General features: G+C 69.3%; 23 protein-coding genes. 10 read left to right on the top strand and 13 right to left on the bottom strand.

Annotation, left to right across the window (positions count from 1 at the left end):
- Nucleotides 1–32 precede the first annotated feature (32 nt).
- Nucleotides 33–1,292, bottom strand: coding sequence for an efflux RND transporter periplasmic adaptor subunit (locus tag PX52LOC_RS18160; protein ID WP_149111430.1), 1,260 nt, complete (start codon nucleotides 1,290–1,292; stop codon nucleotides 33–35).
- 233 nt (nucleotides 1,293–1,525) lie between these two features.
- Between PX52LOC_RS18160 and PX52LOC_RS42615 the strand changes: the two genes are divergently transcribed.
- The 7 genes from PX52LOC_RS42615 to glgP all read left to right on the top strand — a co-directional run bounded on the left by PX52LOC_RS42615 (nucleotide 1,526) and on the right by glgP (nucleotide 8,748).
- On the top strand, nucleotides 1,526–2,581 hold the full coding sequence (locus PX52LOC_RS42615) for an aquaporin (RefSeq protein WP_246173754.1): 1,056 nt from the start codon (nucleotides 1,526–1,528) through the stop codon (nucleotides 2,579–2,581).
- 550 nt (nucleotides 2,582–3,131) lie between these two features.
- Nucleotides 3,132–4,253 carry a diguanylate cyclase gene (locus PX52LOC_RS18145; protein ID WP_149111429.1) on the top strand — a complete coding sequence of 374 codons (1,122 nt, stop codon included), beginning with the start codon at nucleotides 3,132–3,134 and terminating at the stop codon, nucleotides 4,251–4,253.
- A 176-nt stretch (nucleotides 4,254–4,429) separates the two neighbouring features.
- Nucleotides 4,430–4,564 (top strand): alpha-crystallin domain-containing protein, encoded by a 135-nt coding sequence (locus tag PX52LOC_RS18140; RefSeq protein ID WP_149111428.1) that lies wholly within the window; start codon nucleotides 4,430–4,432, stop codon nucleotides 4,562–4,564.
- A gap of 111 nt (nucleotides 4,565–4,675) precedes the next feature.
- A complete protein-coding gene (locus tag PX52LOC_RS18135; protein ID WP_246173753.1) occupies nucleotides 4,676–5,737 on the top strand; it encodes an NAD(P)-dependent alcohol dehydrogenase in 1,062 nt (353 codons plus the stop codon).
- A gap of 120 nt (nucleotides 5,738–5,857) precedes the next feature.
- Nucleotides 5,858–6,319 carry a BON domain-containing protein gene (locus PX52LOC_RS18130; RefSeq protein ID WP_149111427.1) on the top strand — a complete coding sequence of 154 codons (462 nt, stop codon included), beginning with the start codon at nucleotides 5,858–5,860 and terminating at the stop codon, nucleotides 6,317–6,319.
- A gap of 12 nt (nucleotides 6,320–6,331) precedes the next feature.
- On the top strand, nucleotides 6,332–6,970 hold the full coding sequence (locus tag PX52LOC_RS18125; RefSeq protein WP_149111426.1) for a CBS domain-containing protein: 639 nt from the start codon (nucleotides 6,332–6,334) through the stop codon (nucleotides 6,968–6,970).
- Nucleotides 6,971–7,014: 44 nt separating this feature from the next.
- A complete protein-coding gene (gene glgP / locus PX52LOC_RS18120; protein ID WP_149111425.1) occupies nucleotides 7,015–8,748 on the top strand; it encodes an alpha-glucan family phosphorylase in 1,734 nt (577 codons plus the stop codon).
- 8 nt (nucleotides 8,749–8,756) lie between these two features.
- Here glgP and PX52LOC_RS18115 read toward each other — a convergent pair whose 3' ends face one another.
- Both PX52LOC_RS18115 and PX52LOC_RS18110 read right to left on the bottom strand, forming a co-directional pair.
- Complete coding sequence (locus tag PX52LOC_RS18115) at nucleotides 8,757–9,782, bottom strand: acetate/propionate family kinase (protein WP_261368416.1); 1,026 nt, start codon at nucleotides 9,780–9,782, stop codon at nucleotides 8,757–8,759.
- A 200-nt stretch (nucleotides 9,783–9,982) separates the two neighbouring features.
- Nucleotides 9,983–12,391, bottom strand: coding sequence for a phosphoketolase family protein (locus tag PX52LOC_RS18110; RefSeq protein WP_149111423.1), 2,409 nt, complete (start codon nucleotides 12,389–12,391; stop codon nucleotides 9,983–9,985).
- Between the two features lie 487 nt (nucleotides 12,392–12,878).
- Between PX52LOC_RS18110 and PX52LOC_RS18105 the strand changes: the two genes are divergently transcribed.
- Entirely contained in the window at nucleotides 12,879–13,487 is a 609-nt protein-coding gene (locus PX52LOC_RS18105; protein WP_149111422.1) for a hypothetical protein, read from the top strand.
- A 72-nt stretch (nucleotides 13,488–13,559) separates the two neighbouring features.
- Here the strand turns inward: PX52LOC_RS18105 and PX52LOC_RS18100 are convergent, their stop codons facing one another.
- The 4 genes from PX52LOC_RS18100 to PX52LOC_RS18085 all read right to left on the bottom strand — a co-directional run bounded on the left by PX52LOC_RS18100 (nucleotide 13,560) and on the right by PX52LOC_RS18085 (nucleotide 15,593).
- Entirely contained in the window at nucleotides 13,560–14,063 is a 504-nt protein-coding gene (locus tag PX52LOC_RS18100; protein ID WP_149111421.1) for a hypothetical protein, read from the bottom strand.
- Nucleotides 14,060–14,572: a macro domain-containing protein gene (locus tag PX52LOC_RS18095; protein ID WP_149111420.1), complete on the bottom strand. Its 513-nt coding sequence runs from the start codon at nucleotides 14,570–14,572 to the stop codon at nucleotides 14,060–14,062. The genes PX52LOC_RS18100 and PX52LOC_RS18095 overlap by 4 nt, the downstream gene beginning before the upstream one ends.
- Nucleotides 14,550–15,020, bottom strand: a complete 471-nt coding sequence (locus tag PX52LOC_RS18090; protein ID WP_149111419.1) for a CBS domain-containing protein — start codon at nucleotides 15,018–15,020, stop codon at nucleotides 14,550–14,552. The genes PX52LOC_RS18095 and PX52LOC_RS18090 overlap by 23 nt, the downstream gene beginning before the upstream one ends.
- A gap of 177 nt (nucleotides 15,021–15,197) precedes the next feature.
- Nucleotides 15,198–15,593 (bottom strand): universal stress protein, encoded by a 396-nt coding sequence (locus PX52LOC_RS18085; protein WP_168219075.1) that lies wholly within the window; start codon nucleotides 15,591–15,593, stop codon nucleotides 15,198–15,200.
- A 143-nt stretch (nucleotides 15,594–15,736) separates the two neighbouring features.
- Between PX52LOC_RS18085 and PX52LOC_RS18080 the strand changes: the two genes are divergently transcribed.
- Complete coding sequence (locus PX52LOC_RS18080; protein ID WP_149111417.1) at nucleotides 15,737–17,599, top strand: heavy metal translocating P-type ATPase; 1,863 nt, start codon at nucleotides 15,737–15,739, stop codon at nucleotides 17,597–17,599.
- Between the two features lie 87 nt (nucleotides 17,600–17,686).
- Here PX52LOC_RS18080 and PX52LOC_RS18075 read toward each other — a convergent pair whose 3' ends face one another.
- A complete protein-coding gene (locus tag PX52LOC_RS18075; RefSeq protein WP_168219074.1) occupies nucleotides 17,687–18,136 on the bottom strand; it encodes a universal stress protein in 450 nt (149 codons plus the stop codon).
- A 137-nt stretch (nucleotides 18,137–18,273) separates the two neighbouring features.
- Here PX52LOC_RS18075 and PX52LOC_RS18070 point away from each other — a divergent pair, with 137 nt between their 5' ends.
- Nucleotides 18,274–19,059: a potassium channel family protein gene (locus PX52LOC_RS18070; protein ID WP_149111415.1), complete on the top strand. Its 786-nt coding sequence runs from the start codon at nucleotides 18,274–18,276 to the stop codon at nucleotides 19,057–19,059.
- Nucleotides 19,060–19,065: 6 nt separating this feature from the next.
- On the opposite strand, the gene PX52LOC_RS18065 is transcribed toward PX52LOC_RS18070, so the two are convergent.
- Genes PX52LOC_RS18065 through PX52LOC_RS18045 form a run of 5 tightly spaced genes read right to left on the bottom strand, consistent with a single transcriptional unit; the run spans nucleotide 19,066 to nucleotide 23,777 of the window.
- Nucleotides 19,066–20,457 carry a sigma-54-dependent transcriptional regulator gene (locus PX52LOC_RS18065; RefSeq protein ID WP_149111414.1) on the bottom strand — a complete coding sequence of 464 codons (1,392 nt, stop codon included), beginning with the start codon at nucleotides 20,455–20,457 and terminating at the stop codon, nucleotides 19,066–19,068.
- A gap of 7 nt (nucleotides 20,458–20,464) precedes the next feature.
- Complete coding sequence (locus PX52LOC_RS18060; RefSeq protein WP_149111413.1) at nucleotides 20,465–22,090, bottom strand: PAS domain-containing sensor histidine kinase; 1,626 nt, start codon at nucleotides 22,088–22,090, stop codon at nucleotides 20,465–20,467.
- Nucleotides 22,091–22,134: 44 nt separating this feature from the next.
- Nucleotides 22,135–22,413 carry a hypothetical protein gene (locus PX52LOC_RS18055; RefSeq protein WP_149111412.1) on the bottom strand — a complete coding sequence of 93 codons (279 nt, stop codon included), beginning with the start codon at nucleotides 22,411–22,413 and terminating at the stop codon, nucleotides 22,135–22,137.
- Between the two features lie 7 nt (nucleotides 22,414–22,420).
- Entirely contained in the window at nucleotides 22,421–22,855 is a 435-nt protein-coding gene (locus PX52LOC_RS18050; protein WP_149111411.1) for a CBS domain-containing protein, read from the bottom strand.
- On the bottom strand, nucleotides 22,794–23,777 hold the full coding sequence (locus tag PX52LOC_RS18045) for a universal stress protein (RefSeq protein ID WP_149111410.1): 984 nt from the start codon (nucleotides 23,775–23,777) through the stop codon (nucleotides 22,794–22,796). The genes PX52LOC_RS18050 and PX52LOC_RS18045 overlap by 62 nt, the downstream gene beginning before the upstream one ends.
- Nucleotides 23,778–24,096 lie beyond the last annotated feature (319 nt).

The raw sequence follows: 24,096 nt of genomic DNA, 5'->3' as shown, positions 1-24,096 counted from the left end.
GGGTCAGTCGCCCCCGCCGAACTGGTCCCGCTTCAGTTCCGCGGCGAGGGCGTGCCCGCCGGCGGTGACGACCTCCTCCCGGCCGCCACCCCGGTCACCGCCGTCCGGCCGTCGGCCCGCAGCCCGACGGTTACCTTGCGGCCCTCGAACGCGGCCTCGCCGGCCCCGACGAACACGAGCCAGCCGTCGTCGGCCCGCTGGAGGGCGGCCTCGGGCACCGTCACCGCCCCGGCCGTCGCCACCACCACCCGGCCGCGGCCGAAGCTGTTCGGCAGCAGCCGACCGGTCGGGTTGGCCGCCTCGGCGTGGGCCGACACCCGGCGGGTCGCCTCCTCCACCTCCGGGACGACGTGGACCAGCGTGCCGCGGGCCGCGAACGTCGGGTCCGCGTCCGGGGTGAAGTAGACTTCTTGGCCCGGCTTCAACCGGCGGACGTCCCGCTCCTCGACGGCCAGATCAAGGTGAACCTGTTCCATGCCGGCGACCCCGAACAGCGGCCGGCTGGCCGCCACCGTCTCGCCCGGCGTCACCGACGGCCGGATGAGGGTGCCGGCCAGCGGGGCGACGACCGGCAGCAGGTTGGTCGATTCCGTCTTCCCGCTCGCGAGGGCCAGAGCGGCCGCGGGCAGGCCGAGGAACCTCAACCGGGCGTCCCGGTCGGCCGCGGACAGTGACCGCAGCGGCTCCGGGTCGAGAGCCAGCCCGAGGTTGAGCAAGCCCTGGTGGCTGACGCGGACGCGGGCCGTCGCCGCCTCGACCGTCGCCTTGGCCTCCCGCAGCCGGGCGCCGGGTAACGCGCCGCTGTCGGCGGCGGGCTGAAGTTGAGAGAGTGCCTGCTCGGCCGAGGAAAGTTGGGCCAGTTCGACGAGCAGTTCCCCCTTGAGCTTGCCGACCTCGGCGGCGTCGATGAGGGCGAGTAGCTCTCCGGCCGCCACCGACTCACCCGGCACCTTCCGCACCCACCAGACGGTGCCGGCCGCCCGCGACGCGACCTGGGCGTACCGCGCCGGGTCGTACCCGACCGTGCCGACGGCCGTCACGGCGTCGGTCAACGGCCGGGTGTCCGCCGCGGCGAACGCCAGACCGGCCCTGGCCACGTCGTCGGCCGACGCGAACTCGACTCGCCCCGGCCGGTCGCCGGCCGGCGGCGTCACCTTGATTCGGGGGCCCTCGGCCGACTTCTCGCCTTCGGAGGGTTCCGCCTCGGCGAAGGGGCTGGACAGCTTCCAGTCGGTAGACATGCCCCACCAGCCGACGGCCGCCAACCCGGCGAACGTCAGAATGGTGAGCACGTGGCCGCCAATGATCCGGGCAATCGAGCGTAGAGAAGTGGGCACGCCGGGCCTATGGGTAAGGGTGCGTCTGCGGTCGGTCGGGGGCACCGATCTCGCACGTCAGCCTGAGCGAATAGCTTATCAGATGTGAGGGGCAGGACGGGTTTTTCACAACGGTAGGCCGTTGCACAACGGTGGAAGCGGCTGCACAACGGTTCGCCTTTCACATCCCGGGCCGCTACCCTTTCGGCATGAGAAAACTCGCCGCCGAGTTCGTCGGGACGTTCGCGCTGGTGTTCGCCGTGTGCGGGGCCATCGTCGTCAACGACCTGACGGGCGCGACCGTCACGCACGTCGGCGTCGCGCTGACGTTCGGGCTGATCGTGCTGGCAATGGTCTACACCGTCGGCGACGTGTCCGGGGCGCACCTGAACCCCGCCGTTACGCTCGGCTTCTTCGTCGCCCGCCGGTTTCCCGGTCGCCGCGTCTTGCCATACGTCCTGAGTCAGTGCGGCGGGGCACTCGCCGCCTGCTTGTGCCTGAGCGTATTGTTCCCGCTCCACTCCACGCTCGGCGCGACGCTGCCCGGTGGGGGCGAGTCGCAATCCTTCGTCCTGGAAATGCTGCTGACGGGCTTGCTGATGTTCGTCGTCCTGTCCGTGTCCACCGGGGCGAAAGAGAAGGGCATCACGGCCGGCATCGCCGTCGGGGCGGTAGTGGCCCTGGAGGCCCTATTCGCTGGGCCGATTTGCGGGGCGCCCATGAACCCGTCGCGATCGCTCGCCCCGGCGGTGGCGTCCTTGCACTTTGAAATTCTGTGGGTGTACCGGACGGCCCCTGCGATCGGGGCGGTGGGGGCCGTGCTGGCGTACCGGTGCGTCCACGAGCGGCCGTGCTGCTGCGAGCCGGAGGGGGTGCCGATGAAACGGGTCATCTTCGTGTGCGTCGAGAACAGCAACCGCAGCCAGATGGCGGAAGCGTTCGCCCGCCTTCACGGGGTGGGGAAGGTCGAAACGTTCAGTGCCGGGTCGCGGCCGTCGGGCACGGTAAACCCGAAGGCGATAGCCGGGATGAAGGAAGTGGGCTACGACCTAACGACGCACGGGTCGAAGGGTCTGGAAGAGTTCAGCGGGCAATCCGTGGACATGGCCGTGACGATGCGGCGCGGCGACGAGTGCCCGTTGGTGTTGGCGCGGCAGCGGGTGGACTGGAAGATTCCCGACCCGAAGGAACTGCCGCCGGAACAGTTCAACGAGGTCCGTGACTTGATCGAACGGAAGGTCAAGGAGCTGTTGGCGGGGCTGTAAGTCGAATCAGAAATCGACCGGAGTTCGTCATCCGCTAACGCTGCACAACGAATCCCCTGCACAACGGTTGTAAATGGGTTCGCCGTTGTGCAAAGCCGGCGGGATGGAGTTGTGCTCCCGATCCGGTGGATGGGCGAGAGATTCACTGGTCGCACCGTCGTCCTTCCGTGCTCGCTGAGTATCCGGCTCAGTCGGTCAATTCACGGACGTCGATCGCTGTCTCCTTTCGGCACTGTTCCGGCCGCGTTGTGCGGAGATCGCACAGGGTACCCCGCCAGGTGGGGGCGGCGACGGGAACGGTTTCCGTGCGAGCCTTGCGGCAACCGCGCTGCCGGTCGAGCGGGCCACCCATCTCTTCCGCTCCTTGGCATTCTTGTTGCGTTGAACGAGTTCGAGCACGACCTGCTGCCAATCGATTCGTCAGCCTCCCATCGGCTCATCCGACTGATCGAGGCGGTCGCCTGCCCCGGGCCGGTCGGCCGCTCTCCGTCGCAGAGGTGTGGCAGCCTCAGCCGGACCCGCGGCACGACTCTTTGGGTCGCGAAGTACCATGTTTGGTCCAGACACTCCTCCTAGAGACGGTCCCGTCCGCGAGCCATCGCGTGCCGACCTGTTGCCGTCGGGTCCGATCTTCTCGCCGCAGGAAGACGGGCCGGCAGCCGCAGGAAGTCCTCCGGCCGCCGACCGGGGGCGGGTGTACGTCGTGGACGACGAGCGGGAACTGGCCACGACGCTCTGCGAGGTCTTGCGGGAAAACTCGTTTCGAGCAGTCGGATTCGACGACCCCCGGACGGCCCTGGCGGCGATCCGGCCCGACGCCGCGGACCTCCTTCTCACGGACCTGATGATGCCGCACATGGACGGCATCCGGCTCGCGCGGGCCGCCTTGCAAATCGATCGGTACTTGGCCGTCGTCGTCATGACCGGCCAGGGGTCCGTCCGGGTGGCCGTCGAGGCCATGCGGTCCGGGGCGATCGACTTCATCCTGAAACCGTTCCGAATGACCCAACTGTTGCCGGTACTCGATCGGGCCGTGGAGGCGCGACGCGTGCGGGTGGAACACGACCGCCTGACTCGAGACGTGGCCCGCCTGGAGGCCGAGAAGCGGGCATTTTTGGAACAGATGAACGCCAAGCTCGCGGCCCTGGCGGCCACCGACCCGCTGACCGGGCTGGCGAACCGCCGCGTGTTCGACGAGGCCCTCGGCCGGGAGGCCGCCCTGGCGGGCCGCGGCGGTCGCCCCCTGTCCCTGGCCCTGTTCGACGTGGACCACTTCAAAGGCTTCAACGACGCCTTCGGCCACCCGGCCGGCGACGACGCCCTCTGCCGGACGGCCGCCTTAATCGCCGGAGGATGTCGGGGCACCGACGTGGCCGCCCGGATCGGCGGGGAGGAGTTCGCCGTCCTCCTGCCGGCGACCGGCGCGACTGGGGCCTGGGCTTTGGCCGAGCGAGTCCGCCAGCGGGTCGAGGCGGCGGCGTGGCCACTCCGGGCGATTACCGTCAGCGGCGGCGTCGCGACCTTCGACGTCCCCTTTCGGGTAGAGGCGGGGGCGTGTCTCGTGCGGGCGGCTGATCGGGCACTGTACGCGGCCAAGGCACGAGGGCGCAATCGCATCGCTTACGACCCGGCCGACGGGACAAGCCCCACTTCCGACGCGAGCACTGGATGAGCCACCTTGCCAAGCAAATCGACCGTGTGCGGGTCTGACACGGTGCCACCGCCACTGTGCGGCGGCGGCTCACGGTCCCGACCGCCGCCGCCGCGAGTGAAGCCGTCCCACTACTCGAAAAATCGCTTCAAATCTAGGCTAATTGACGAATTATTGTACAGGGCACGACACCTGCTTTGGGTGGGTTCCTGCGGGGGGCGGATGCCGACACGGTAACGGCCACCAGTGCCAACGGCGTGGTGACCATTCCCGTGCCGAACAAGCCGGAGATTCATCAGAAGCAGATCGCCGTCACCCCAAGGAAGGACTGACGACCCGGCACGGGGCGGCCGGTCGATGTGGGCGAACCGCCGGCCACGGAGGTCGGCGGGGGATCGGCCGGCCGCCCTTTTTCTCCTCGCAACACGCCCCGGAGTCCGGCGATGGCCACGACGATGCGAACGTTTGTCATGCGGGGGATCGGGGAGGTCGGCATGGCCGAGAAGCCGATCCCCGACCCCGGTCCGAACGACGCGGTCGTGAAGACGACGGCCGCCCTCATCTGCACGTCCGATTGCCACACGGTCGGCGGGGCCATCGGCGACCGGTGCAACCTGACGCTCGGCCACGAGGCCGTCGGCGTGGTCGCCAAGCTCGGGTCCGAGGTGAAGGGGTTCAAGGAAGGCGACCGGGTGGCGGTGAACGCCATCACCCCGTGCTACCGGTGCGAGAACTGCCTCCGCGGGTTCTCCTCACAGTGCGGGGGCATGCTCGGCGGATGGAAGTTCGCCAACGTGAAGGACGGCAACCTGGCCGAGTACTTCCACGTCAACGACGCCCAGGCCAACCTGGCCCCGGTCCCGGCCGGGCTGACCGTCGAGGAGGCGTGCTACTGCTGCGACATGCTGTCCACCGGGTTCGCGGCCGCCGAGAACGCGGCCGTGCCGATCGGCGGCACGGTGGCCGTGTTCGCCCAGGGGCCGGTCGGCATGATGGCCACGGTCGGGGCACGACTGGTCGGGGCCGGACAGGTGATCGTCGTCGAGTCGGTGGTGAAGCGGCAGGCGATGGCCCGGCTGTTCGGGGCCGACGTGGTGGTGGACCACACGCAGCAAGACCCGGTCGAGGCGATCCTGACGCTGACCCGCGGCCGGGGCGTGGACGCGGCCATCGAGGCCCTCGGCGGGCCGCGGACGTTCGAGGCGTGCGTGCGGGTGACGCGGCCGGGCGGGACGATCTCGAACGTCGGTTACCACGGCTCCGGCAACTACGTGCCGCTGCCTCGCGACGGGTGGGGCGTGGGCATGGGCGACAAGACGATCCGCACCGCCCTATGCCCCGGCGGGGCCGAGCGGATGAGCCGCCTGTTCCGGCTGATCGAGTCGGGCCGCGTGGACCCGACGCCGATGACCACCCACCGCTTCCCGTTCGCCCAGACCGGGGACGCCTTCCGCCTCATGCAAACCAAGGGGGACGGTATCCTCAAGCCGCTCATCCTCTTCTGAGCCGGCCCGTGGGGAACCGTGCTGCTGAGGCCCGCCTCTCCCGTGGCGTTGCGACCGCGAGGAAGCGTGCGGTCGCCCCCCGGGCCTCGGCCCCCTGATCATTAACCCTGGAGATTCGCCATGACCGCCGACAAGCGACTGCAACGCGACGTGATGAAGGAACTGGGCCGCCAGCCGGGCCTCTTCGCCCCGCACATCGGCGTGGCGGCCGAGAACGGCGTCGTCACCCTGGCCGGGCACGTCGGCTCCCCCGACCTCAAGGCCGTCGCCGAGGCGGCCGTCAAGCGGATCGCCGGCGTGCACGCCGTCGCCAACGACCTCGAAGTCGTGCGACGCGAACACGAGCGGGACGACACGGACATCGCCCAGGCGGTCGTCCACGCCCTGCAATGGGACGACCTCGTGCCGGACGACCGCATCACCGCCGCCGTCCGCGACGGCCGGGTGGAGTTGGAAGGCACGGTCCGATGGCAGTACCAGAAGGACGCCGCCGGGAAGGCGGTCGAGGGCCTCGCCGGCGTCACGCACATTACGAACGCCATCGCCGTCGGGCCGCCGGACGGCAAACACTCGAACCCTTAACGGAGGTCGCCTGTGGACAAGCTCCGCAAGCCCCTGTACGACCTGTCGGCCCGCGACCTGATGTGCCGCGACTTGACTGTCATCCGCGAGACGGCCCCAGTCCAGGAGGCGGCGGCCGCCCTTCGCCGGGCCGCCGTCCATGGGGCACCTGTGGTGGACCTGGACGGTCGATGCGTCGGCGTGTTGACCCTGACCGACTTGCTCAATCACGCCACGCCGCGGGCCGGCACACCCCACCCGCTGCCGATCGCCTGCCCGTTCCAGGACCGCGTGGCCGGCGGCCATGGGGAGGTCATTTGCCAGTTGCCCGACCGGGCGTGTACCCTCCAGCGGCACCAGAGAACCCCGGCCGGGCAGGACCGCATCGTTTGCCGCGACCCGCACACGGTCGCCACCGACTGGCAGGTGTTCGACGTCGAGTCGCTACCGCCCGAAGACGTGGCCCACGTGATGACGCCCGACCCGGTGACGATCGACGAGACCGCCGACGTCCGCTCGATCGCTCGCCGGATGACCGACGCGGGCATTCACCGAGTCATCGTCGTGGACGCCGAAGCCCGCCCGGTCGGGGTCGTCTCCGGCACGGACTTGATCGCCGCCATCGCCTACGCCGTCGAACCGACGCGCGCCGACTTGTGCGGCTGGGGCTGACCGGCCCGCCGACCTCGCTTGACCCTTCCCCGAGCCCGGATGTTATGAACGAACCGGATGTCGAGTTGCCGGCCCCCCAGGCCGGCGTGGTGGCCTATTTCTCCATGGAAATCGCCCTGGAGTCGGGCATTCCGACGTACAGCGGCGGCCTCGGGGTGCTGGCCGGCGACACCCTCCGGGCGGCGGCCGACATCGGCTACCCGATGGTCGGCGTGACGCTCGCGCACCGGAAGGGCTACTTCCGCCAGACGCTCGACGACCGCGGCGGCCAGACCGAGGCCGCCGACCCCTGGGACCCGGCCGGGTTGCTCGAACAGGTTCCCCCGACCGTCACCGTGCGGATCGAGGGGCGGCCCGTCCGCGTGCGGGCGTGGCGGTACTGGGTCGAGGGCCTCGGCGGCCGGCTGCCGGTCTACCTGCTCGACACCAACGTCCCCGACAACTTCCCGTTCGACCGCACGCTGACCGACTGCCTGTACGGCGGGGACGACTACTACCGCCTCTGCCAAGAGGTCGTCCTCGGCCTCGGCGGGGTCGCGCTGCTGCGCGCCCTCAACCACCGCCGCATAACGACGTACCACATGAACGAGGGGCACTCCGCCCTCCTGTCGCTCGCCCTGCTGCGGGAAGAGACCGCGTTGCCCACCGACAACGTGGCTCAAGCCTGGGGTCGCGTGCGGCGGCAGTGCGTCTTCACCACGCACACCCCGGTGCCGGCCGGGCAGGACCGCTTCCCCGAGCGGTTGGTCCGCCAGTTGCTCGGAGACGCCGACGCGACGCTGCTGCTGGCGGCCGACGGGTTGCCCGACGGCGAGTTGAACATGACCGGCCTGGCCCTGACCTGCTCGCGGTACGTCAACGGGGTCGCCCTGCGGCACGAGGAAGTGTCCCGCGGCCTGTTCCCGGACTACCCGATCAACGCGATCACCAACGGCGTCCACGCGGCGACGTGGGCGGCCGACCCGTTCCGGCGGCTGTACGACCGTCACGTGCCTGAGTGGCGGCGGGACAACCTGTACCTGCGGTACGTGGTGGACGTGCCGCAGGAGGAGTTCGCGGCGGCGCACGCCGAGTGCAAGCAACTGATGCTGAGCGAGGTCGAGCGGCGAACGCGCGTCCGGCTGGATGTCAACGCCCTCACCCTCGGCTTCGCCCGGCGGGCCACCGGGTACAAGCGGGCCGACCTGGTTTTCAACGACCTCGACCGGCTGCGGCGAATCGCAGATGCGGTCGGCCCGCTGCAAATCGTGTTCGCGGGCAAGGCCCACCCCCGCGACGAGGCCGGCAAGGCCCTCATCCGCCGCGTGTACGAGGCGGCCGCGGCCCTCCGCGGGCGGGTGGCGGTCGTGTACCTGGACGGGCACGACATGGGGCTGGTGAAGCTGCTCTGCTCCGGCGTGGACGTGTGGCTGAACACGCCCCAGAAGCCGCACGAGGCGTCCGGCACCAGCGGCATGAAGGCCGCCCTGAACGGCGTGCCGAGCCTGAGCGTGCTAGACGGGTGGTGGGTCGAGGGGTGGGTCGAGGGCGTGACCGGGTGGGCCGTCGGCGACGATTCGCCGACCTCTACCGCATCGGCGGCCGAGGCCGAGTCGTTGTACGCGAAATTGGAACAGGCGGTGGCCCCGCTCTACCACTCGCGGCCGGTGGAGTTCGCCCGCCTGATGCGGTCCACGATCGCGCTGAACGGATCGTTCTTCAACGCCCAGCGGATGTTCGTGCAGTACATCGGGAACGCTTACATCCCGCAACTGGCCGCCCGGCCGGTGCGGGCGTAATCAGGCGTTTAAGCACCCGGCCACCGCCGGGCAAATTCGGCTTCTTCCCTTGCGGCCACGACCAGAACGCGGACGGCGGCCGTGCTGACCGAAATGTCGGCGTCCGGGTGGCACGGCTGGTTCCGGCCGGGGTCGATCCGCACGCCCAAGCACTCCAGCCCCTCGCACACGGCCGCTCGCAAGTTGGCGGAGTGCTCGCCGACGCCGCCGGTGAACACGAGTGCGTCGATCCCGCCGAGTGTGACGGCTAGGCCGCCGATCGCCGACCGGACGCGGTCGGCGAACATTTCCAAGATCACCTTCGACCACCGGTGCCCGTCGGTTGCGGCCGCCTCCACCGTCCGGTAGTCAGCCGACCGGCCCGACACCCCGAGCATGCCGGACTGGTGTTCGAGAACCTCGTCCAACTGCTCCACGGCCAGCCGGCGCGTTTTGAGTAGGTGCAAGATGATGCCGGGGTCGAGGGCACCGGGGCGGGTGCCCATCATGAGTCCGTCCATCGGGGTAAAGCCCATCGTCGTCTGCACCGGGCGGCCGTCGCGAAAGGCGGTCGCCGAGCTGCCCGACCCCAGGTGGCAGGTGACGACACGAAGTTTCCCCGGATCCCGGTGGCACATTTCGCTCGCCTGCCGCAGACCGTAGCCGTGGCTGACGCCGTGGAAGCCGTACCGGCGGACGCCCCAGTCGGCGTACCACCGGTACGGGACCGGGTAGAGGAACGCCCGCGGCGGCAGGGCGGCGTACAGGGCCGTGTCGAACACGGCGACCTGAGGAACGTCGGGTAATGCACGAGCCGCGGCGTCCACGCACTCGAGCGCGGCTGGGTTGTGCAGCGGGGCCAACCCGGCCAGGTCGCCGATCGCCGTCCGCACGTGGTCGTCGATGACCGTCGGCCGGGAGAATTCCGCCCCCCCGTGGACGATCTGGTGCCTCACGGCGCGGATCGGCCAGCATGCCTTGAGCGGGATGACCTGCGGCAGCTGATCCAACAGCCACGTCGCGGCTTCTGCGGGCGTTCGCGTCTCGGCCGGCAGCCGCTCCGACCATTCGCATGGGGTGCAAAGCGTTGCCGTCGGCCGCCCCCTTCTCGGGGCCAGATGACGGACCCGGCCGCCAGTTCGACCGACTCCTGGCAGAAGAAGCCGAACTTCACGGTACTTGATCCGACGTTGAGGACAAAGGTGCTCATCTCGCTACCGGGGAGCCCAGGAGAGGGTGAATGTATAGCCGCGGCCTATTGTGGCTGCCACCGCCAGCCGACGACCTCCGGCCGGTCTACGCCGTGCTGGCGGATGTACTTGTCGTGGTCGGATAGGTGGTCCCAGCAGGTCCGCGTCAGCACCTCGGCCCGCGACTGCGTGTCGGGCCGCCGGGCGGCCACTTTCTCGGCCACCTGCATGACGAGGTGGTAGCGGCTGGTGCGGTTGCGGACGTGCATGTCGAACGGCGTGGTCGTCGTCCCCTCCTCGCGGTACCCGTTCAGGTCGAACCGGCCGTTGTTCGGCCGCTCGAACAGCAGTTGCTTGACGGCCGCCGTGTACCCGTGGAAGTTGAACACCACCGGCACGCCGGGCGGGAACAAGTCGTCGAAGTGGTCGGCGTCGAGGCCGTGCGGGTACTTCTGCGGGATGCCGAGGGCGAGTAGGTTGGTGACGTTCACCACCCGCACCCGCCAGTCCGGGGCCAGGTCCCGTAGCAACTGCGCGGCCGCCATCACCTCCAGCGTCGGAGTGTCACCGCAGCCGGCGAGGACGATGTCGGACTGCTCGCCGTCGTGGGAACTGGCCCACCGCCAGACCGACGCCCCGACGCGGCAGTGCTCACGGGCCTCGGCCAACGTCAGCCACTGCGGCATCGGCTGCTTGCCGGCCACGACGAGGTTCACCCGGTTCGTGCTCGTCAGGCAGTGCTCCATCGTCACGAGCAGGCTGTTGGCGTCCGGCGGCAGATACACCCGAATGGTGTGGCCCTTCTTCGTGAGCAGGTTGTTGATGAACCCCGGCCCCTGGTGCGAGTACCCATTATGCTCCTGCCGCCAGGCGTCGGACGACAGGACGTAGTTCAGGGCCGCGACCTGCCGCCGCCACGGCAGTTCCATCGAGGTCTTCAGGAACTTGGCGTACTGGTTCATCATCGTGTCCACGATGCCGACGAACGCCTCGTAGCACGGGAACACGCCGTGCCGGCCGGTGAGCAGGTAGCCCTGGAGCCATCCCTGGCAGGTGTGCTCGCTGAGCACCTCCATCACGCGGCCGTCCGGCCCGATGTGCTCGACCTCCGGCGGCACCGGCCAGGTGTACTGACGGTCGGTCACGTCGAGGATCGCGCCGAGCTTGTTCGACTCCAACTCGTCGGGGCAGACGACGCGGAAGTTGCGGTCCTTCTGGTTGAGGGCGGTGACCAGCCGCAGGTACCGCCCAAGGGCTTCCATCGAGCTGGCGGATTGGCCTCCCCGTTCGACGATCTCGACCCCCGCGTCTTCGACCGACGGGAGCGTCAACGGCCGCCGGACGGCCCCGCCGAGGGCGTGCGGGTTGAGGGCGATGCGCCGGTCGCCCCGCGGGCAGGCGGCAAGCAGGTCGGGAGCGGGGCGGCCGGCGGCGTCGAACAGTTCCTCCGGCCGATACGACTTCAGCCACCCCTCGACGGCCGCCAGGTGGACCGGGTTCGTCTTCAACCCCTTCCCCGGAACCTGGTGGGCGCGGAACGTCCCCTCGACCGGCTTGCCGTCGACTTCCTTCGGCCCGGTCCACCCCTTCGGGGTGTGCAGCACGATCATTGGCCACCGGGGCTTCCGCAGGGATTGCCCCTGGCGGGCTTGCGACTGGATCCACCGGACGTCGGCGTACGCCTCCTCCATCGCGGCCGCGAACTCGTCCTCCGGCCGGCCGTCGTACCCGGCGAAGTACGGAGCGTAGCCGTACCCGGTGAACAGGGAGTCGAGGTCGTCCCGGTCCATCGTGCCGTACAGGGAGGGTGACGCGATCTTGTACCCGTTCAGGTGCAAGATCGGCAGCACCGCCCCGTCGGTCGCGGGGTTGAGGAACTTCGTCGAGTGCCAGGCCGTCGCCGTCGGCCCCGTCTCGGCCTCGCCGTCGCCGACGATGCACGGCACGAGGAGGTCCGGGTTGTCGAACGCCGCCCCGAACGCGGTAGCGAGGGCGTACCCGAGTTCCCCGCCCTCGTGGATGACGCCGGGCAGGGCCGGGGTCAGGTGGCTGGCGAACCCGCCCGGCCACGAGAAGGCACGGACGAACGCCGTCAGCCCGACTAGGTCGCGGGTCATGTCCGGGTAGACCTCGGCGAGCGACCCGTCGAGGTACATGTTGGCCAGGTTGGCCGCCGCCCCGTGGCCTGGCCCCGTCACCAGGAGTACGCTCGCGTCCGCGCGGAGGATGAACTGGTTCAAGTACGTGTGGACGAGGTTGATGCCGGGGCACGTGCCCCAGTGCCCGAGCAATCGGTCCTTGACGTGGTCCGGCCGTAGGGGATCCCGCAAGAGTGGATTGAACGCGAGGTAGATCTGGGCCGCGGCCAGGTAGTTGACCGCCCGCAGGTAACGGGCGGTCGTAGTGGTGTGTTCGAGGCCGCTCCAGGGGGGCCGCTCGGTCGCCTTGGCCTTGGGGGTGACGGTGGCAGGCATGATCCCTTTTCCTCTCGGCGGCTCGGATGGTGTCCGCGCGTCATAACGCAACGCCAATGCCGGGGGTGGGGGATCGTCGGCGGAGGCCCGCAATTCGCGATGTTTCAGAGGCGGTGGGCGGGGCAATTCATCTTTGGCGCTCGACGGGGTTGGTTCGAAAGGCCGTCGCGTGTGACAGGACCGCACACCGCGATCCGAACTGTCACACGTATCCAAGGCATCGAAGTGACTCCGGGGAAGGCTCTGGATTTCGGCACAATCCGTCCGCACTTCGGGATATGATCGGCGACGCGTTACGGACAAGCCCAGTCGTCCCGCGTGGCTCACCACGGAGAGTCCTTCGGGTGACACTATCCCGCTCCGGCCGGCCGGCTTGGCATTGGCTTCGCAAAACGGGCGTCGGATCGAGACGCCCGCACGGCCGGTCATCGGGTGACCGCCCGAGGCGTTCCTCGGGCGTCCGCTGATACCGTGCAAGGAGATCGACATGCGACACATCTACGCCCTGGGCCTGGTCCTGCTGGCGGCCGCGTCACCCGCGCGGGCGGAGTTCGTCACCTACGTGTGGGACGACGACCGGACGGGGTCCACGTTCTACGGCTACTTCACTGTGGACACCGCCCGGTTGCAGGACGGTAGCGGCCCCGGCCGGCTGCTCACGGCCGACGCCGTCGTCGCATCGGAGTTCCACTACAGCCGGGCTAGCTTCGGCACCCCCGTGACGTTCGGCATCGACGGTGTGTCGGCGGGCGGCATCTCAATCGATCCGAGCACCAAGGCGGTCCTGGGCGACGGGCAACTCTTCTTCGGTCCGTCCGAGGTCGTGACCATCGGTGTCGGCGGCAGCCCGTACCAAGTGCTGAGCGGCCGCGTGCAGTTCGACCGCAATTACAACGTGTCGGTGCCGCTGGCCGGCGGCGGCGAGAGTGCGTTCGTCACGGACACCGCCCGGCCGACGGAGTACCTGATGTCGATCGGCCACTGGGACGTCAACGGGGTGCACGTGCCGGCCGCCGTCCCCGCCCCGGCGGGGATCGTCCTCGGCCTTGTGGCCGTCGGCTGCGGGTGGATGCTGCATCGGCGAAAAGTGACGTGACGGGAACGGGGTTTGATCGGTCGTAAAAGCATGTCTCGGGCGTTCGCCCGAGACATTTTTCTTCGCCCGTCGTCACTCGGACTTCGGGTCGTCCGCGGGTCCGCCGCGATCGACTTCGAACACCTTGTCCCGCATGGCCTGGTGGCACTTCAAGCAGGACAGCGTCAGGTCGGTGTACGCCAGCACGACGCCGTCCATGTTGCGGTCCTTCGCCTTCGCCCGGATCGCCGCGGCCGGCTCACGGAAGAGGCGGACGTGGTGCTGGTACTCGGTTCCCTTGCAGGCGTTCAAGAACTCCGTCAGGTCGCTGACCGCGGTCAGGCTCTGGGCCGCCTTCTCGATCAGGGCGAAGTCGTTCAGGGCGATCCCCTCCAACACCACTTGGCTGTTCTTCAACTTCAGGGCCATGGCCTCCTTGCGGGTCATCAGTCGCAGCGGGTTCGGCTCGGCCGGTTTGGCGGCGGTGTCGGCCTTGGGCTTGGCGGCCCCGTCCGGCGGCGTGGCGACGATCTTGGCCGCGAGGATGAGGAACACGACGAGTGTCGAGACGATTAGGGCGGGGAAGACGCGATTCATGACAGGCTCCGACGAGAAACAGGAATTGGTTCGTTCGCGGCCACGCCCTTCACATACCGCGAGTAGACGTACACCGGCACGGGCAAGTCGCTCAGGTGTTCGGTGATGAGCGGGTAGACTTGCTCCCACTCCAATCCGCCGACGCCCGCGGCGAGCCGCGGCAGGGCCAGACTCTTGACATCGTTTCGCGTCAGTTCGTGGCGGAGGCGACGGAGGCAATGGTTCACCGTGGCGAGGGTCGCTCGGCCGGGCTTGCCGCCGTGCCCGCGTTCAGCGGTCTGGGTCAGCAGGCAAAAGACCCGGACGCCGCCGACGCCCGCCCACTCCCAGAGTTCGCCCGGCTGCGGGTGGCACTGGTGGGCGTAGTGCCGGAAGTCCTTCGCCATCGCGGGGTACTGCTCCCGCAGGGCAAGGGCCAGGCCCTGGTCGAAGTGGTCGTTCGGGGCAACGCCGTGGGCGATCGCCTGGGCCGCGGTCAGCAAAATGTCACCTTGCACTTCGTAGATCATGGGGTTCTCCGGTTCGGGGAAGAGACGGTTCGCGGACGCGAACCTCGTCGTGGATGCTCTCGGCAAGGTTGGCGAATTCGCGGCCGAGCAGGCCGAGCAGGTCGTCTAGGGTAACTATGCCGACGAGGTGGTCGGCGGCGTCCACCACCGGCAGCCGCCGCACCTGCCGCTTCCGCATGTACTGCGTCGCGGCGAACACGTCGGTGTCCTCGGGGATGGCCAGCACGTGACGGGTCATCACCTTCTGGGCAGGGGTCTCAATCGGTTGACCGTTAAAGCCGAGTGCCTCGGCCAGGTCACGGTCGGTGACGATGCCGACGGGGCGACGGTCCTCCTCGATTACGACGGCCCCGACGTTGTGCTGGAACATCAAGGCCGCGACGGCCCCGAGGGGGGCCGTGGGAGGGGCGGTGACCACACCCCGGGTAAAGACCGAACTGAGCTTCATGACGTGCCTCCGACGGATTCGTTTGCCCTGCCGAAAGCAAGCCCTGTACCGAGTTGAAACTCTGCGACTTCGCGGCGGAAAAAGCGGGGCAGAAGGTCACATCGGGGCGGTCCCGACACACCCGGCACAGGCCGGAGACAGATTTGACACACAGGGGTCGCCGGCCCGTCGGACCCGCTAGTTCAGTTGACCCTTCACGAACAGCACCGGGCACCGGGAGTGGCGAAGGACCTCTTCCGCGACGCTGCCGATGAGCAGCCGCGACAGCCCCTGGCGGCTGTGCGTGCCCATCACGACGAGGTCCGCCTGGATCTCGTCCGTCACTTCGAGAATGACCGCGGGCACCACGCCAGCCCTCAACTCGGGATGCACTTTAGGGTGCGTCGCTGCGGAACCGATCTTCTCCAGCAACGCCTTCATCTCTTGCAGGTCGGCCGGGGGATTGGGCGGGACGACGTGCAGGAGGATGACTTCGGCCGAGTGCTCCCGGGCCAGCGAGCACACGTCGTCGAACGCCGCCCGGGACGCGGGACCGAAGTCGGTTGGGTGCAGGATGGTGCGGACGGCTGGCATGACAAATGTCCGGTGGGCTAAGGAGTGGGTGGCCAGGATGCGATCCGAACGCCGGACCGGGGACAGGTACATCCCCGGCTCACCCCGATGGCCGTCCGCACACGCTGACACGACAGGTACCTATGACACCCGCCTCCGACCCAATGCCTGCGTCCCCAATCTCATCCCCGGATTCGGCCGCCGCCGGCCGTTATCAAGCGAGCATCGCCGCGGCGGCGGCCGTCGCCATCGCCTTGCACGTGACCGTTCGCGGCTGGGGCGGCGGGGAAGCCGCGAACGCGCCGCTCTGGCTCGTGCTCGCGACGGGCGGCGGCGCGCTGATCTTGGGCCTGCTGCGGAAACTCGTCCGCGGGGAGTTCGGGGCCGATCTGCTGGCCGGAATCGCCATCGCCACGGCGGCCGCCCTCGGCGAGTACCTAGCGGGCACGATCGTCGTCCTCATGCTGGCCGGCGGGACGACGCTCGAAGCCTACGCCGTCCGCCGGGCGTCGTCGGCCCTCGACGCCTTGGTCCGGCGGATGCCGGCCGCCGCCCACCGCTCCCGCGACGGCACTCTGACCGACGTCCCCTTGGCGGACGTCGCCGTCGGCGACCTCGTCGTGGTCTTCCCCCACGAGACGTGCCCGGTCGACGGCGTCGTCGTGGACGGGCACGGGACGATGGACGAGTCGTACCTGACAGGCGAGCCACACCGGCTGGCCAAGGCTCCCGGGGCGGAGGTGCTGTCGGGGGCGGTGAACGGGGACGCCGCCCTGACCGTGCGGGCCGAACGGCCGGCCGTCGACTCGCGGTACGCCAAGATCGTGCGGGTCATGAGGGAAACCGAACTCCGGCGGCCGCGACTCCGCCGGCTGGGCGACCGCCTCGGGGCCTTGTACACGCCGTTCGCCGTGGCCGTCGCCCTGCTCGCGTGGGCGGCGAGCGGCGACCCGGCCCGCTTCCTCTCCGTGCTCGTGATCGCCACCCCGTGCCCGCTGTTGATCGCCATCCCGGTCGCAGTCATCGGGGCCGTGTCCGTCGCCGCCCGGCGGGGCATCGTCATCAAGGACCCCGCCGTCCTGGAGGCCCTGGACACGTGCCGCACGGCCGTCTTCGACAAGACCGGCACCCTGACCTACGGCCGCCCGGCCCTGGTCGAACTGACCGCCTCCGAGGGCTTTCGGCCCGCGGAGGTTCTCGGCCTCACGGCCGGCCTCGAACGGTATTCCCGGCACCCGCTCGCCGCCGCCGTACTCGACGCGGCCCGGGCGGCCAACGTGTCCGTGTGGACCGCTGCCGCGGTGTCGGAACGGCCGGGCGAGGGGCTGACCGGCCGCATCGACGGCAAGCACGTCCGCGTGACCGGTCGCAAGCAACTGGCCGCGGAAGGCAAAGCTCTCCCACCGTCCGCCACGGCCGGGCTGGAATGCGTCGTCCTGGTCGACGGCCGACTCGCCGGCGTGCTCCACTTCCGGGACCGGCCGCGGGATGACAGTTCTCGCTTCATCGACCATCTGGGCCGCCGGCACGGCTTCCGGCGGGTGCTGCTCGTCTCCGGGGACCGCGAGAGCGAGGTCCGCTACCTGGCCGAAGCGGTCGGCATTACCGAGGTGTACGCCGGCCAGTCCCCGGAACAGAAGGTGGCCGTCGTGCGGGCCGAGAACGAAGTCGGGCGGACGCTGTTCGTCGGCGACGGGGTCAACGACGCCCCGGCCCTGGCCGCCGCCACGGTCGGCCTGGCGTTCGGGCGGAACAGCGACGTCACGGCCGAGGCCGCCGCGGCCGTCATACTGGACGCGAGTTTGAGGAGCGTGGACGAACTCTTCCACATCTGTCGGCGGGCGCGGCGGCTCGCACTGCAAAGTGCCGTGGGCGGCATCGCGCTCAGCGTCGCGGGCATGGCCCTCGCCGCCGGCGGGTGGGTCACGCCGGTCGCGGGGGCCGTCCTTCAGGAGGTGATCGACGTGCTGGTCGTACTGAACGCCCTCCGGGCGTCGTTCCCGCCCCGGACGCTCACCGACTACTGATCGGCCGGCGGTGAGTCATTCTCGACACACCCGCCCGGTCGGCGTGTCAGATGTGACACTTGAGCGGGATTCGGCGTTGCGGGAAACTCAAGCCGCGGCCTCGACGGGTTTCTTGTGCTCTTTCACGAACAGGACAGGGCAGGCGACCCGCCGAAGAACCCCTTCGGCGACGCTGCCCAGGAGCAGTCGTGATAGCCCGTGGCGGCCGTGCGTGCCCATGACGATCAGGTCGGCGGCGAACTCGTCGGCGAGCCGGGCGATCTCCTCGACCGGGCTGCCGGCCCGCACTTCATGCCGGCATTTCGTGGTCGAATCCGGCAGAACGACATTCTTCAGCCGCTTCTCGGCCACTTCGAGTAAGCCCGTCGGGAACGGCGTTGGCACGCCCTCGACCTCTGCCACGAACGCCGGCTCGACGACGTGCAGGAGCACGACCTCGGCGGCGGTGACGCGGGCGACGGTGCAGGCGTACTTGAAGGCCGCCTCCGACAACGGGCCGAAGTCGGTCGGCAGAAGGATGGTGTGGATCGGTGCCACGGCGAACTCCTGAAACAGGAAAGGGGACGTGTCCGACGCCATCGCAACGGCCGTGCCGGGGCGGGGACGCAGGGCTGTGGTCCGCGATTTGCCACGGGACGTGCACACGACCGTGCCAGGATGCCCCACGAGGCCGAATGAAGCGACGACTCCTGTACTGGCTCCGCCTGCCCGGCCGGACGTACCGCCGCACCCTGCCGCGGCGGATCCGGCGGCTGATCCTCGTCCCAGTCGGCTTCGCCCTCGCGGGCACGGTCGGCTACCCGCTCGTCGAGGGGCCGCCGTGGACGCTGTTCGACGGCCTGTACATGACCGTCATCACGCTCACCACGGTCGGGTACGGCGAAATCCCACAGCCGCTCTCCCCACCGGGGCGGCTGTTCACGATGGTGTTGGCCCTCGGCGGCGTCTTCACTCTCTTCTACGCCGCCACCGAGGTGATCCGCAGTGCCATCACCGGCGAACTCCAAGACCTGCTGGGGAGGGAACACGTGGACGACCAGTTGAAGCACCTGTCCGACCACACCATCGTGTGCGGGTTCGGCCGCATGGGGCGGGTCGTGTGCGACGAGTTGGAACGGCTCGGCCGGCGGTTCGTGGCCATCGACCCGGCACCCCCGGCGGGCGAGTGGGGCTACCGGCACGGCCTGCGGGTGCCGGGCGATGCGGCCGAGGACGAGGTGTTGCGGAAGGCCGGCATCGAGCGGGCGACGGCCCTGATCGCCGTGGTGGGGTCGGACGCGAGCAACCTGTACATCACCCTCAGTGCCCGGCTCCTGAACCCGCGGATTCGGATCATCGCCCGGGCGGAGGAACACCAGGCCGAGGCGAAGCTGCGGAAGGTGGGCGCGAACCGGGTGGTGTCGCCGTACTTGGCGGGCGGGCATGTGGCCGTCGCGGCGGCGTTCGACGCCCCGCCGTGACGGCCGTCACTCGCCCGTCCGGACCGCCTTGCTGTCGAGGGCGTACTTGTCGAGCAGCCGGTACAGGGTGCGGCGGCTGACACCGAGTGCCTTCGCGGACTGCACCTTGTTGCCGTCGTGCCGCTTGAGCACCTCGCGGATGTGCTGCCGCTCCATCGTGTCCAGGGCGTCCGGGGCGGTGACGACCGCCGCGTCGGTTGGCGTGACGGCCCCGTGCAGCGCCTCCGGCAGGTCATCCATCGTCAGCAGATTCCCCTCGGCCAAGATTTGCCCCCGCTCGATGACGTTGGCCAGTTCGCGGATGTTGCCCGGCCAGTCGTACCGCACCAGGGCGGCCATCGCGGCCGGCTCGACCCGCAGCGGCACCGGGCCGATCTGCCGCGTCCGCAGGAAGTGCTCCACGAGCAGCGGGACGTCTTCCCGCCGATCCTTCAGTGCCGGCAGATCCACGGCGATGACGTTCAGGCGGAAGAACAGGTCCTCTCGGAACCGCCCGGCCTTCTGCTCGGCCTCCAGCGGCTTGTTCGTGGCGGCCACGATCCGCACGTTCGCCGTCCGCTCCTGGGTCGAGCCGACCCGCCGGTAGTGGCCGTTCTCCAGAACCCGCAACAGTTTCGCCTGAAGGCCGGGCGACATCTCGGCCACTTCGTCGACGAACAACGTGCCCCCCTCGGCCACCTCGAACAACCCGGCCTTCGCCCGGTCGGCCCCGGTGAACGACCCCTTCTCGTGGCCGAACAGCTCGCTCTCCAGCAGGCTCTCCTGGAGGGTGGCGCAGTTGACCGTCACGAGCGGCTTGTCCCGCCGCGGGCTGTTGCCGTGCAGGGCCCGGGCGATGAGTTCCTTGCCGGTGCCGCTCGGCCCGCGGACGAGCACGGTGGCGTCCGTCCCGGCCACCTTCTCGACCAAGTGCAGCACCTTCCGCAGGGCCGGGCTATTGCCCACCATCTGGTACCGCGGGGACTCGTAAGTGAGCTGCTCGACGTACCGCTTCAGCCGCACGTTCTCCAGCCGCAACCGCCGGACCTCCATCGACCGGTCGAGGACCGGCAACACCTGCTGGAGGCGGAACGGCTTGAGAACGTAGTCGAACGCCCCGGCCTTCATCGCCTCCACGGCCGTCTGGATGCTCCCCTGCCCGGTCATGATGACGCCGACCAGGTTGGGGTCGATCTGGAGGGCCTGCTTCAATAACTGAATGCCGTCGGACCCCGGCATCATGAGGTCGGACAGCAGTACGTCGAACTCGCCGCGGCCGAGGGCGTCCAGGCCGGCAGCCGGGTCGGAGCAGCCGACGGCCTCGAACCCCTCGTCGCGGAGCGACTCGCACAGGGCGGCCATGAGTTCGACCTCGTCGTCCACGACGATCAGGCGGCCGGAGCGGGCAGGAGCGGGCATGCTTGTCTCAGGTTAGAAGGTTCGATTCCCGCAGGCCGACGACGTTCGTGTCCGGCCGTACCGGCAGGGTCATGCGGATGGTCGTGCCCTTGTTCACCTCGCTCTCGATCTCCAGCGTGCCGTGGTGCTGGGCGACGATCCGCTTGCAGATGGCGAGGCCCAGGCCGGTCCCCTTGCCGTCCTCCTTGGTGGTGAAGAACGGGTCGAACACATGGGCCAGGAGGTTGGCCGGGATGCCGGCTCCGGTGTCGGCAACCTCGACCACCACGCCCGGTCGGGATTTGGCGGCCGGGCCGGACCGGACGCGGGGGGTCAGCCGGCCGCCGGCCGGCATGGCGTCGGCGGCGTTGGTGAACAGGTTCAGGAACACCTGCCGCAGTTGCTGCCGGTCGGCGTGGATGGTCGGCACGCCCGGGGCGAACTCCGGCTCCACCCGGATGCCCCGCTTCCGCAGGTGCGGGCCGACCAGTTCGATCGTCCGGACAATCTCCTCTTGCACGTCCACGGTGGACACTTGGTCGCGACCGGCCCGGCTGAACTGGAGCAGGTTGCCCACCAGCCCGGCCATCCGTTCGACCTCTTGGCCGACGATTTCGAGCGACCGCCGCCGACCGTCTTCGGCGGCGGTCTTGCCGAGCAGTTGCTCGACCCGCAGGGACACGGTGGCCAGCGGGTTGTTGAGTTCGTGGGCGATGCTGGCGGCCAGTTCGCCGACGCCGGCCAGGCGGGCCGCCTGCCACAGTTGCCGGGTCGTGTCCCGCAGGCCGTCTTCCGCCTTCCGCCGGTCGGTGATGTCGGTGAACATGTCCAGGGCCCCGCGGAAGCCGCCCTGCTGGTCCGTCACCGGCCGAGCCGACATGAGCGTCCACACCGCCCCGCCGCCGCGGTGCCGGAACCGCACGTCGGCCTGTTCGCTGACCCCGGCCCGCCTCCGCTCGAACAATTCCCGCACGGTCGGTAGGTCTTCTTCGAACAGGAAGTCCCACTTGTGGCGACCCACGATCTCATCGGGCGGATAGCCGAGCAGATCGGTCATCCTCAGGTTGACGAACGTCACGCGGGCATCGGCGTCGAGTTCCCAGATACCTTCATTGGCCGTCTCCACGATCCGTCGATACTGGCTCTCGGCCGCGGAGAGTTTGGCGTCCGTCCGTAGCCGCTCCAACTCCTGCCGGTCCGCCTCGTACCGCGTCCGCTCGGTCACGTCGCGGACGATCGCCGTGAACAGCAACCCGTCGCCGTCCGCGAACTTCGAGATGGAGACTTCGGCCGGAAACTCCGAACCGTCCTTGCGGAGCCCCCACACCGACCGGCGGCCGCCCATCGGGCGGGCCGTCTCGGCAGATTGGCCGAAGGCCGCGACTTGCCCCTGGTGCGGGGGGCGGAACCGTTTCGGGATGAGGAGGTCGAGCGACTTCCCGGCCACCTCGTCCGGCTCGTACCCGAACAGCTTGCTCGCCCCGCGGTTGAACAGGACGATCTGCTGGCCGGCGTCGACGGTGACGATTCCGTCCTCGGCGATGTCGAGGATTTCTGTGAGGCGGTTTGGGGGAATGCGGGTGAGCACGCGACTCTTCCACGGTGCGAGGGGGCGGCCCTCGCGGGGCGGTGTACCGGTGTCATCTAAAATCATGTCAAAACCTTATTCCGAGATTGTCCGCGTCGCGGGCCACTCGGTCAACGGTTAACCGCTCCGTCGGGCGGGCACACCTCGATCCGGTTGGCCAGGATCGTCTGACCGGTGAGAAGCCCGACGACGTGTTGTGCCAATTGCTTAGCGTAGTAGCTGGTCGCCAGCCCGTGGAGGACGTAGCCGAGGCCGGCCACCGCTTCGATTCGCAGGCCGCGGAACTGGCGGCCGGCCCGCGCCTCGACGGCCCGGTGGAGCAGTTCGAACCCGGTTTCTGGGCGATTGACGAGGGCGCTGGAATACGGGAGTCGGGTGGAAGGGGACATGACGCCTCTACGACCGGAGGTGGTGCAGGATGTCGAACAACCCGATCAGGCCGACCAAGACGCCGTCGGCGTCGACCACGAACAGGCGGTGGACTTGGTGGGCGAGTATTGTGGCCACGACGACCGCGGCCGTCGCGGTTGTGGGTACGGCCCGCAGGCCGTCGGTCATGACGTCGGCCACGACGCGCGTGTCCAGTTCGGCCTCGTTCGCCTCGGGACGCGTGAGGTGAGCCAAGAGGTCGGTTCGGTACTGGACGCCGACGGCCCAGCCGGCGGCGTCCAGTACCGGCGAGGCGGTGAAGTCGCGGTCCCACAAGAACGACGCCGCTTCGCGAAGAGTGGCGTGGCGGCGGACGGACACCGGGTTCGGGGTCATCAGGTCACGCGCCGTCGCCGCGCGGAGCGTCAGGGCGGCCGTGGGCGGGGCTTCGAGGATGGGCATGGGGGCCTTTCGGACAAGAAGAATGGGCCGTGGGTTGCAAGAGGACGGGCCCGTCCGCCTGGCCGACGACCGCCCGCGTGGTGCTGCCCCGGAGCAAGCGGGCGAAGCCCGACCGCGAGTGTGTGCCCATGACGACTAAGTCACACCCCAGGTCGTGGACCGCTTCCAGGATGCCGGCGGCCGGGTCCGGGTGGTCGTGGACCTGCGTCCGCACGTCGAGCCCTCGATCGAGGTACGGCTTCGCGACCCGGTCCAGGTACATGTCGGCCGACTGCCGCAGTCGGTCGTGGACGTCCTCGTACCGAAAGGGGATGGCTGTTCCGCTGGGGGCGACGTCGCACAGGGCCGTAGGGTTGACGACCCACAACAGGGTGAATCGCGCCCCGCCGAGGGCTTGGGCGAAGACGACGGCCGTTGCCAGGGCCGCTTCCGCCTCCGGCGACCCGTCGAGTGGCACGAGCAGGTGCCGCGGGTGGGCGATCGTCGCGGCCGTCCCGGCGGTCGCCGACCGGACCAGGAGCGTCGGAATGTCGAGCCGCCGCACGAGCGCGTCGGCCGTGCTACCCAAGTTGACCCGCCGCAGCGGCCCGGCCCCGTGCGTGGTCATCACCACCAGGTCGGCTTTCACGGTAGCGGCGTGCTGGGCTAGCGTGTCGACCACCGGCCCGTTCAACAACGCGGTTTCGGTGGGCACGCCCAGAGCTCTCAATTTGGCGGCCTGTTGGGCCAAGTAGCTCCGCATCTGTTTCCAGCGGTCCATGTCGCACGGGACGCCCGTGCAAATCTCTTCCGGCAGGTGCGGTCGGTAGACGTGGGCGAGCCGGACGGCCGCGGACACCAGCTTCGCGATGGCCGCCGCGATCGGGACGGCCTGCTCGCCGGTCGAACTGCCGTCGAGGGGGACGAGGATTTTGCGGAACATTGATGACCTCCTGGACCGAACGCCGTGGCGTGAACCGTCATTCCACGGCACGGCGTCACTCGCTCCAATTGCAACGCCAGTGCCGTAGGCGGCGATTCAGCCCGCCCTTGATCGGGGGCTCGGTCGGGCGGCGAAATCGCTCGGTGAACTCGCCCGCTAGCGACGACCTTCCGGCCGCGGTGAGCGGTGCTGACACATCCCGGACGGGTTTTGGCACAGCGGCCGGGTGGTGTTAGATCGCGAACACCCGTAATCGGCCGACAGGGTTACTCAGGTGACGGCCGCCAAGCCCGGCACAAGATTTGATCCACCCGTCGGC

The organism is Limnoglobus roseus (assembly GCF_008254045.1).
Classification (GTDB): Bacteria; Planctomycetota; Planctomycetia; order Gemmatales; family Gemmataceae; genus Limnoglobus; species Limnoglobus roseus.
The sequence above is the reverse complement of the archived record's forward strand: the minus strand, read 5'-3'. Positions and strand labels throughout refer to the sequence as shown.

Coding starts and splice junctions, on each gene's coding strand:
- PX52LOC_RS42615 (WP_246173754.1), top strand. CDS start 1,526: ATGAGAAAACTCGCCGCCGAGTTCGTCGGGACGTTCGCGCTGGTGTTC.
- PX52LOC_RS18145 (WP_149111429.1), top strand. CDS start 3,132: ATGTTTGGTCCAGACACTCCTCCTAGAGACGGTCCCGTCCGCGAGCCA.
- PX52LOC_RS18135 (WP_246173753.1), top strand. CDS start 4,676: ATGGCCACGACGATGCGAACGTTTGTCATGCGGGGGATCGGGGAGGTC.
- PX52LOC_RS18130 (WP_149111427.1), top strand. CDS start 5,858: ATGACCGCCGACAAGCGACTGCAACGCGACGTGATGAAGGAACTGGGC.
- glgP (WP_149111425.1), top strand. CDS start 7,015: ATGAACGAACCGGATGTCGAGTTGCCGGCCCCCCAGGCCGGCGTGGTG.
- PX52LOC_RS18110 (WP_149111423.1), bottom strand. CDS start 12,391: ATGCCTGCCACCGTCACCCCCAAGGCCAAGGCGACCGAGCGGCCCCCC.
- PX52LOC_RS18105 (WP_149111422.1), top strand. CDS start 12,879: ATGCGACACATCTACGCCCTGGGCCTGGTCCTGCTGGCGGCCGCGTCA.
- PX52LOC_RS18100 (WP_149111421.1), bottom strand. CDS start 14,063: ATGAATCGCGTCTTCCCCGCCCTAATCGTCTCGACACTCGTCGTGTTC.
- PX52LOC_RS18095 (WP_149111420.1), bottom strand. CDS start 14,572: ATGATCTACGAAGTGCAAGGTGACATTTTGCTGACCGCGGCCCAGGCG.
- PX52LOC_RS18090 (WP_149111419.1), bottom strand. CDS start 15,020: ATGAAGCTCAGTTCGGTCTTTACCCGGGGTGTGGTCACCGCCCCTCCC.
- PX52LOC_RS18085 (WP_168219075.1), bottom strand. CDS start 15,593: ATGCCAGCCGTCCGCACCATCCTGCACCCAACCGACTTCGGTCCCGCG.
- PX52LOC_RS18080 (WP_149111417.1), top strand. CDS start 15,737: ATGCCTGCGTCCCCAATCTCATCCCCGGATTCGGCCGCCGCCGGCCGT.
- PX52LOC_RS18070 (WP_149111415.1), top strand. CDS start 18,274: ATGAAGCGACGACTCCTGTACTGGCTCCGCCTGCCCGGCCGGACGTAC.
- PX52LOC_RS18065 (WP_149111414.1), bottom strand. CDS start 20,457: ATGCCCGCTCCTGCCCGCTCCGGCCGCCTGATCGTCGTGGACGACGAG.
- PX52LOC_RS18060 (WP_149111413.1), bottom strand. CDS start 22,090: ATGATTTTAGATGACACCGGTACACCGCCCCGCGAGGGCCGCCCCCTC.
- PX52LOC_RS18055 (WP_149111412.1), bottom strand. CDS start 22,413: ATGTCCCCTTCCACCCGACTCCCGTATTCCAGCGCCCTCGTCAATCGC.
- PX52LOC_RS18050 (WP_149111411.1), bottom strand. CDS start 22,855: ATGCCCATCCTCGAAGCCCCGCCCACGGCCGCCCTGACGCTCCGCGCG.
- PX52LOC_RS18045 (WP_149111410.1), bottom strand. CDS start 23,777: ATGTTCCGCAAAATCCTCGTCCCCCTCGACGGCAGTTCGACCGGCGAG.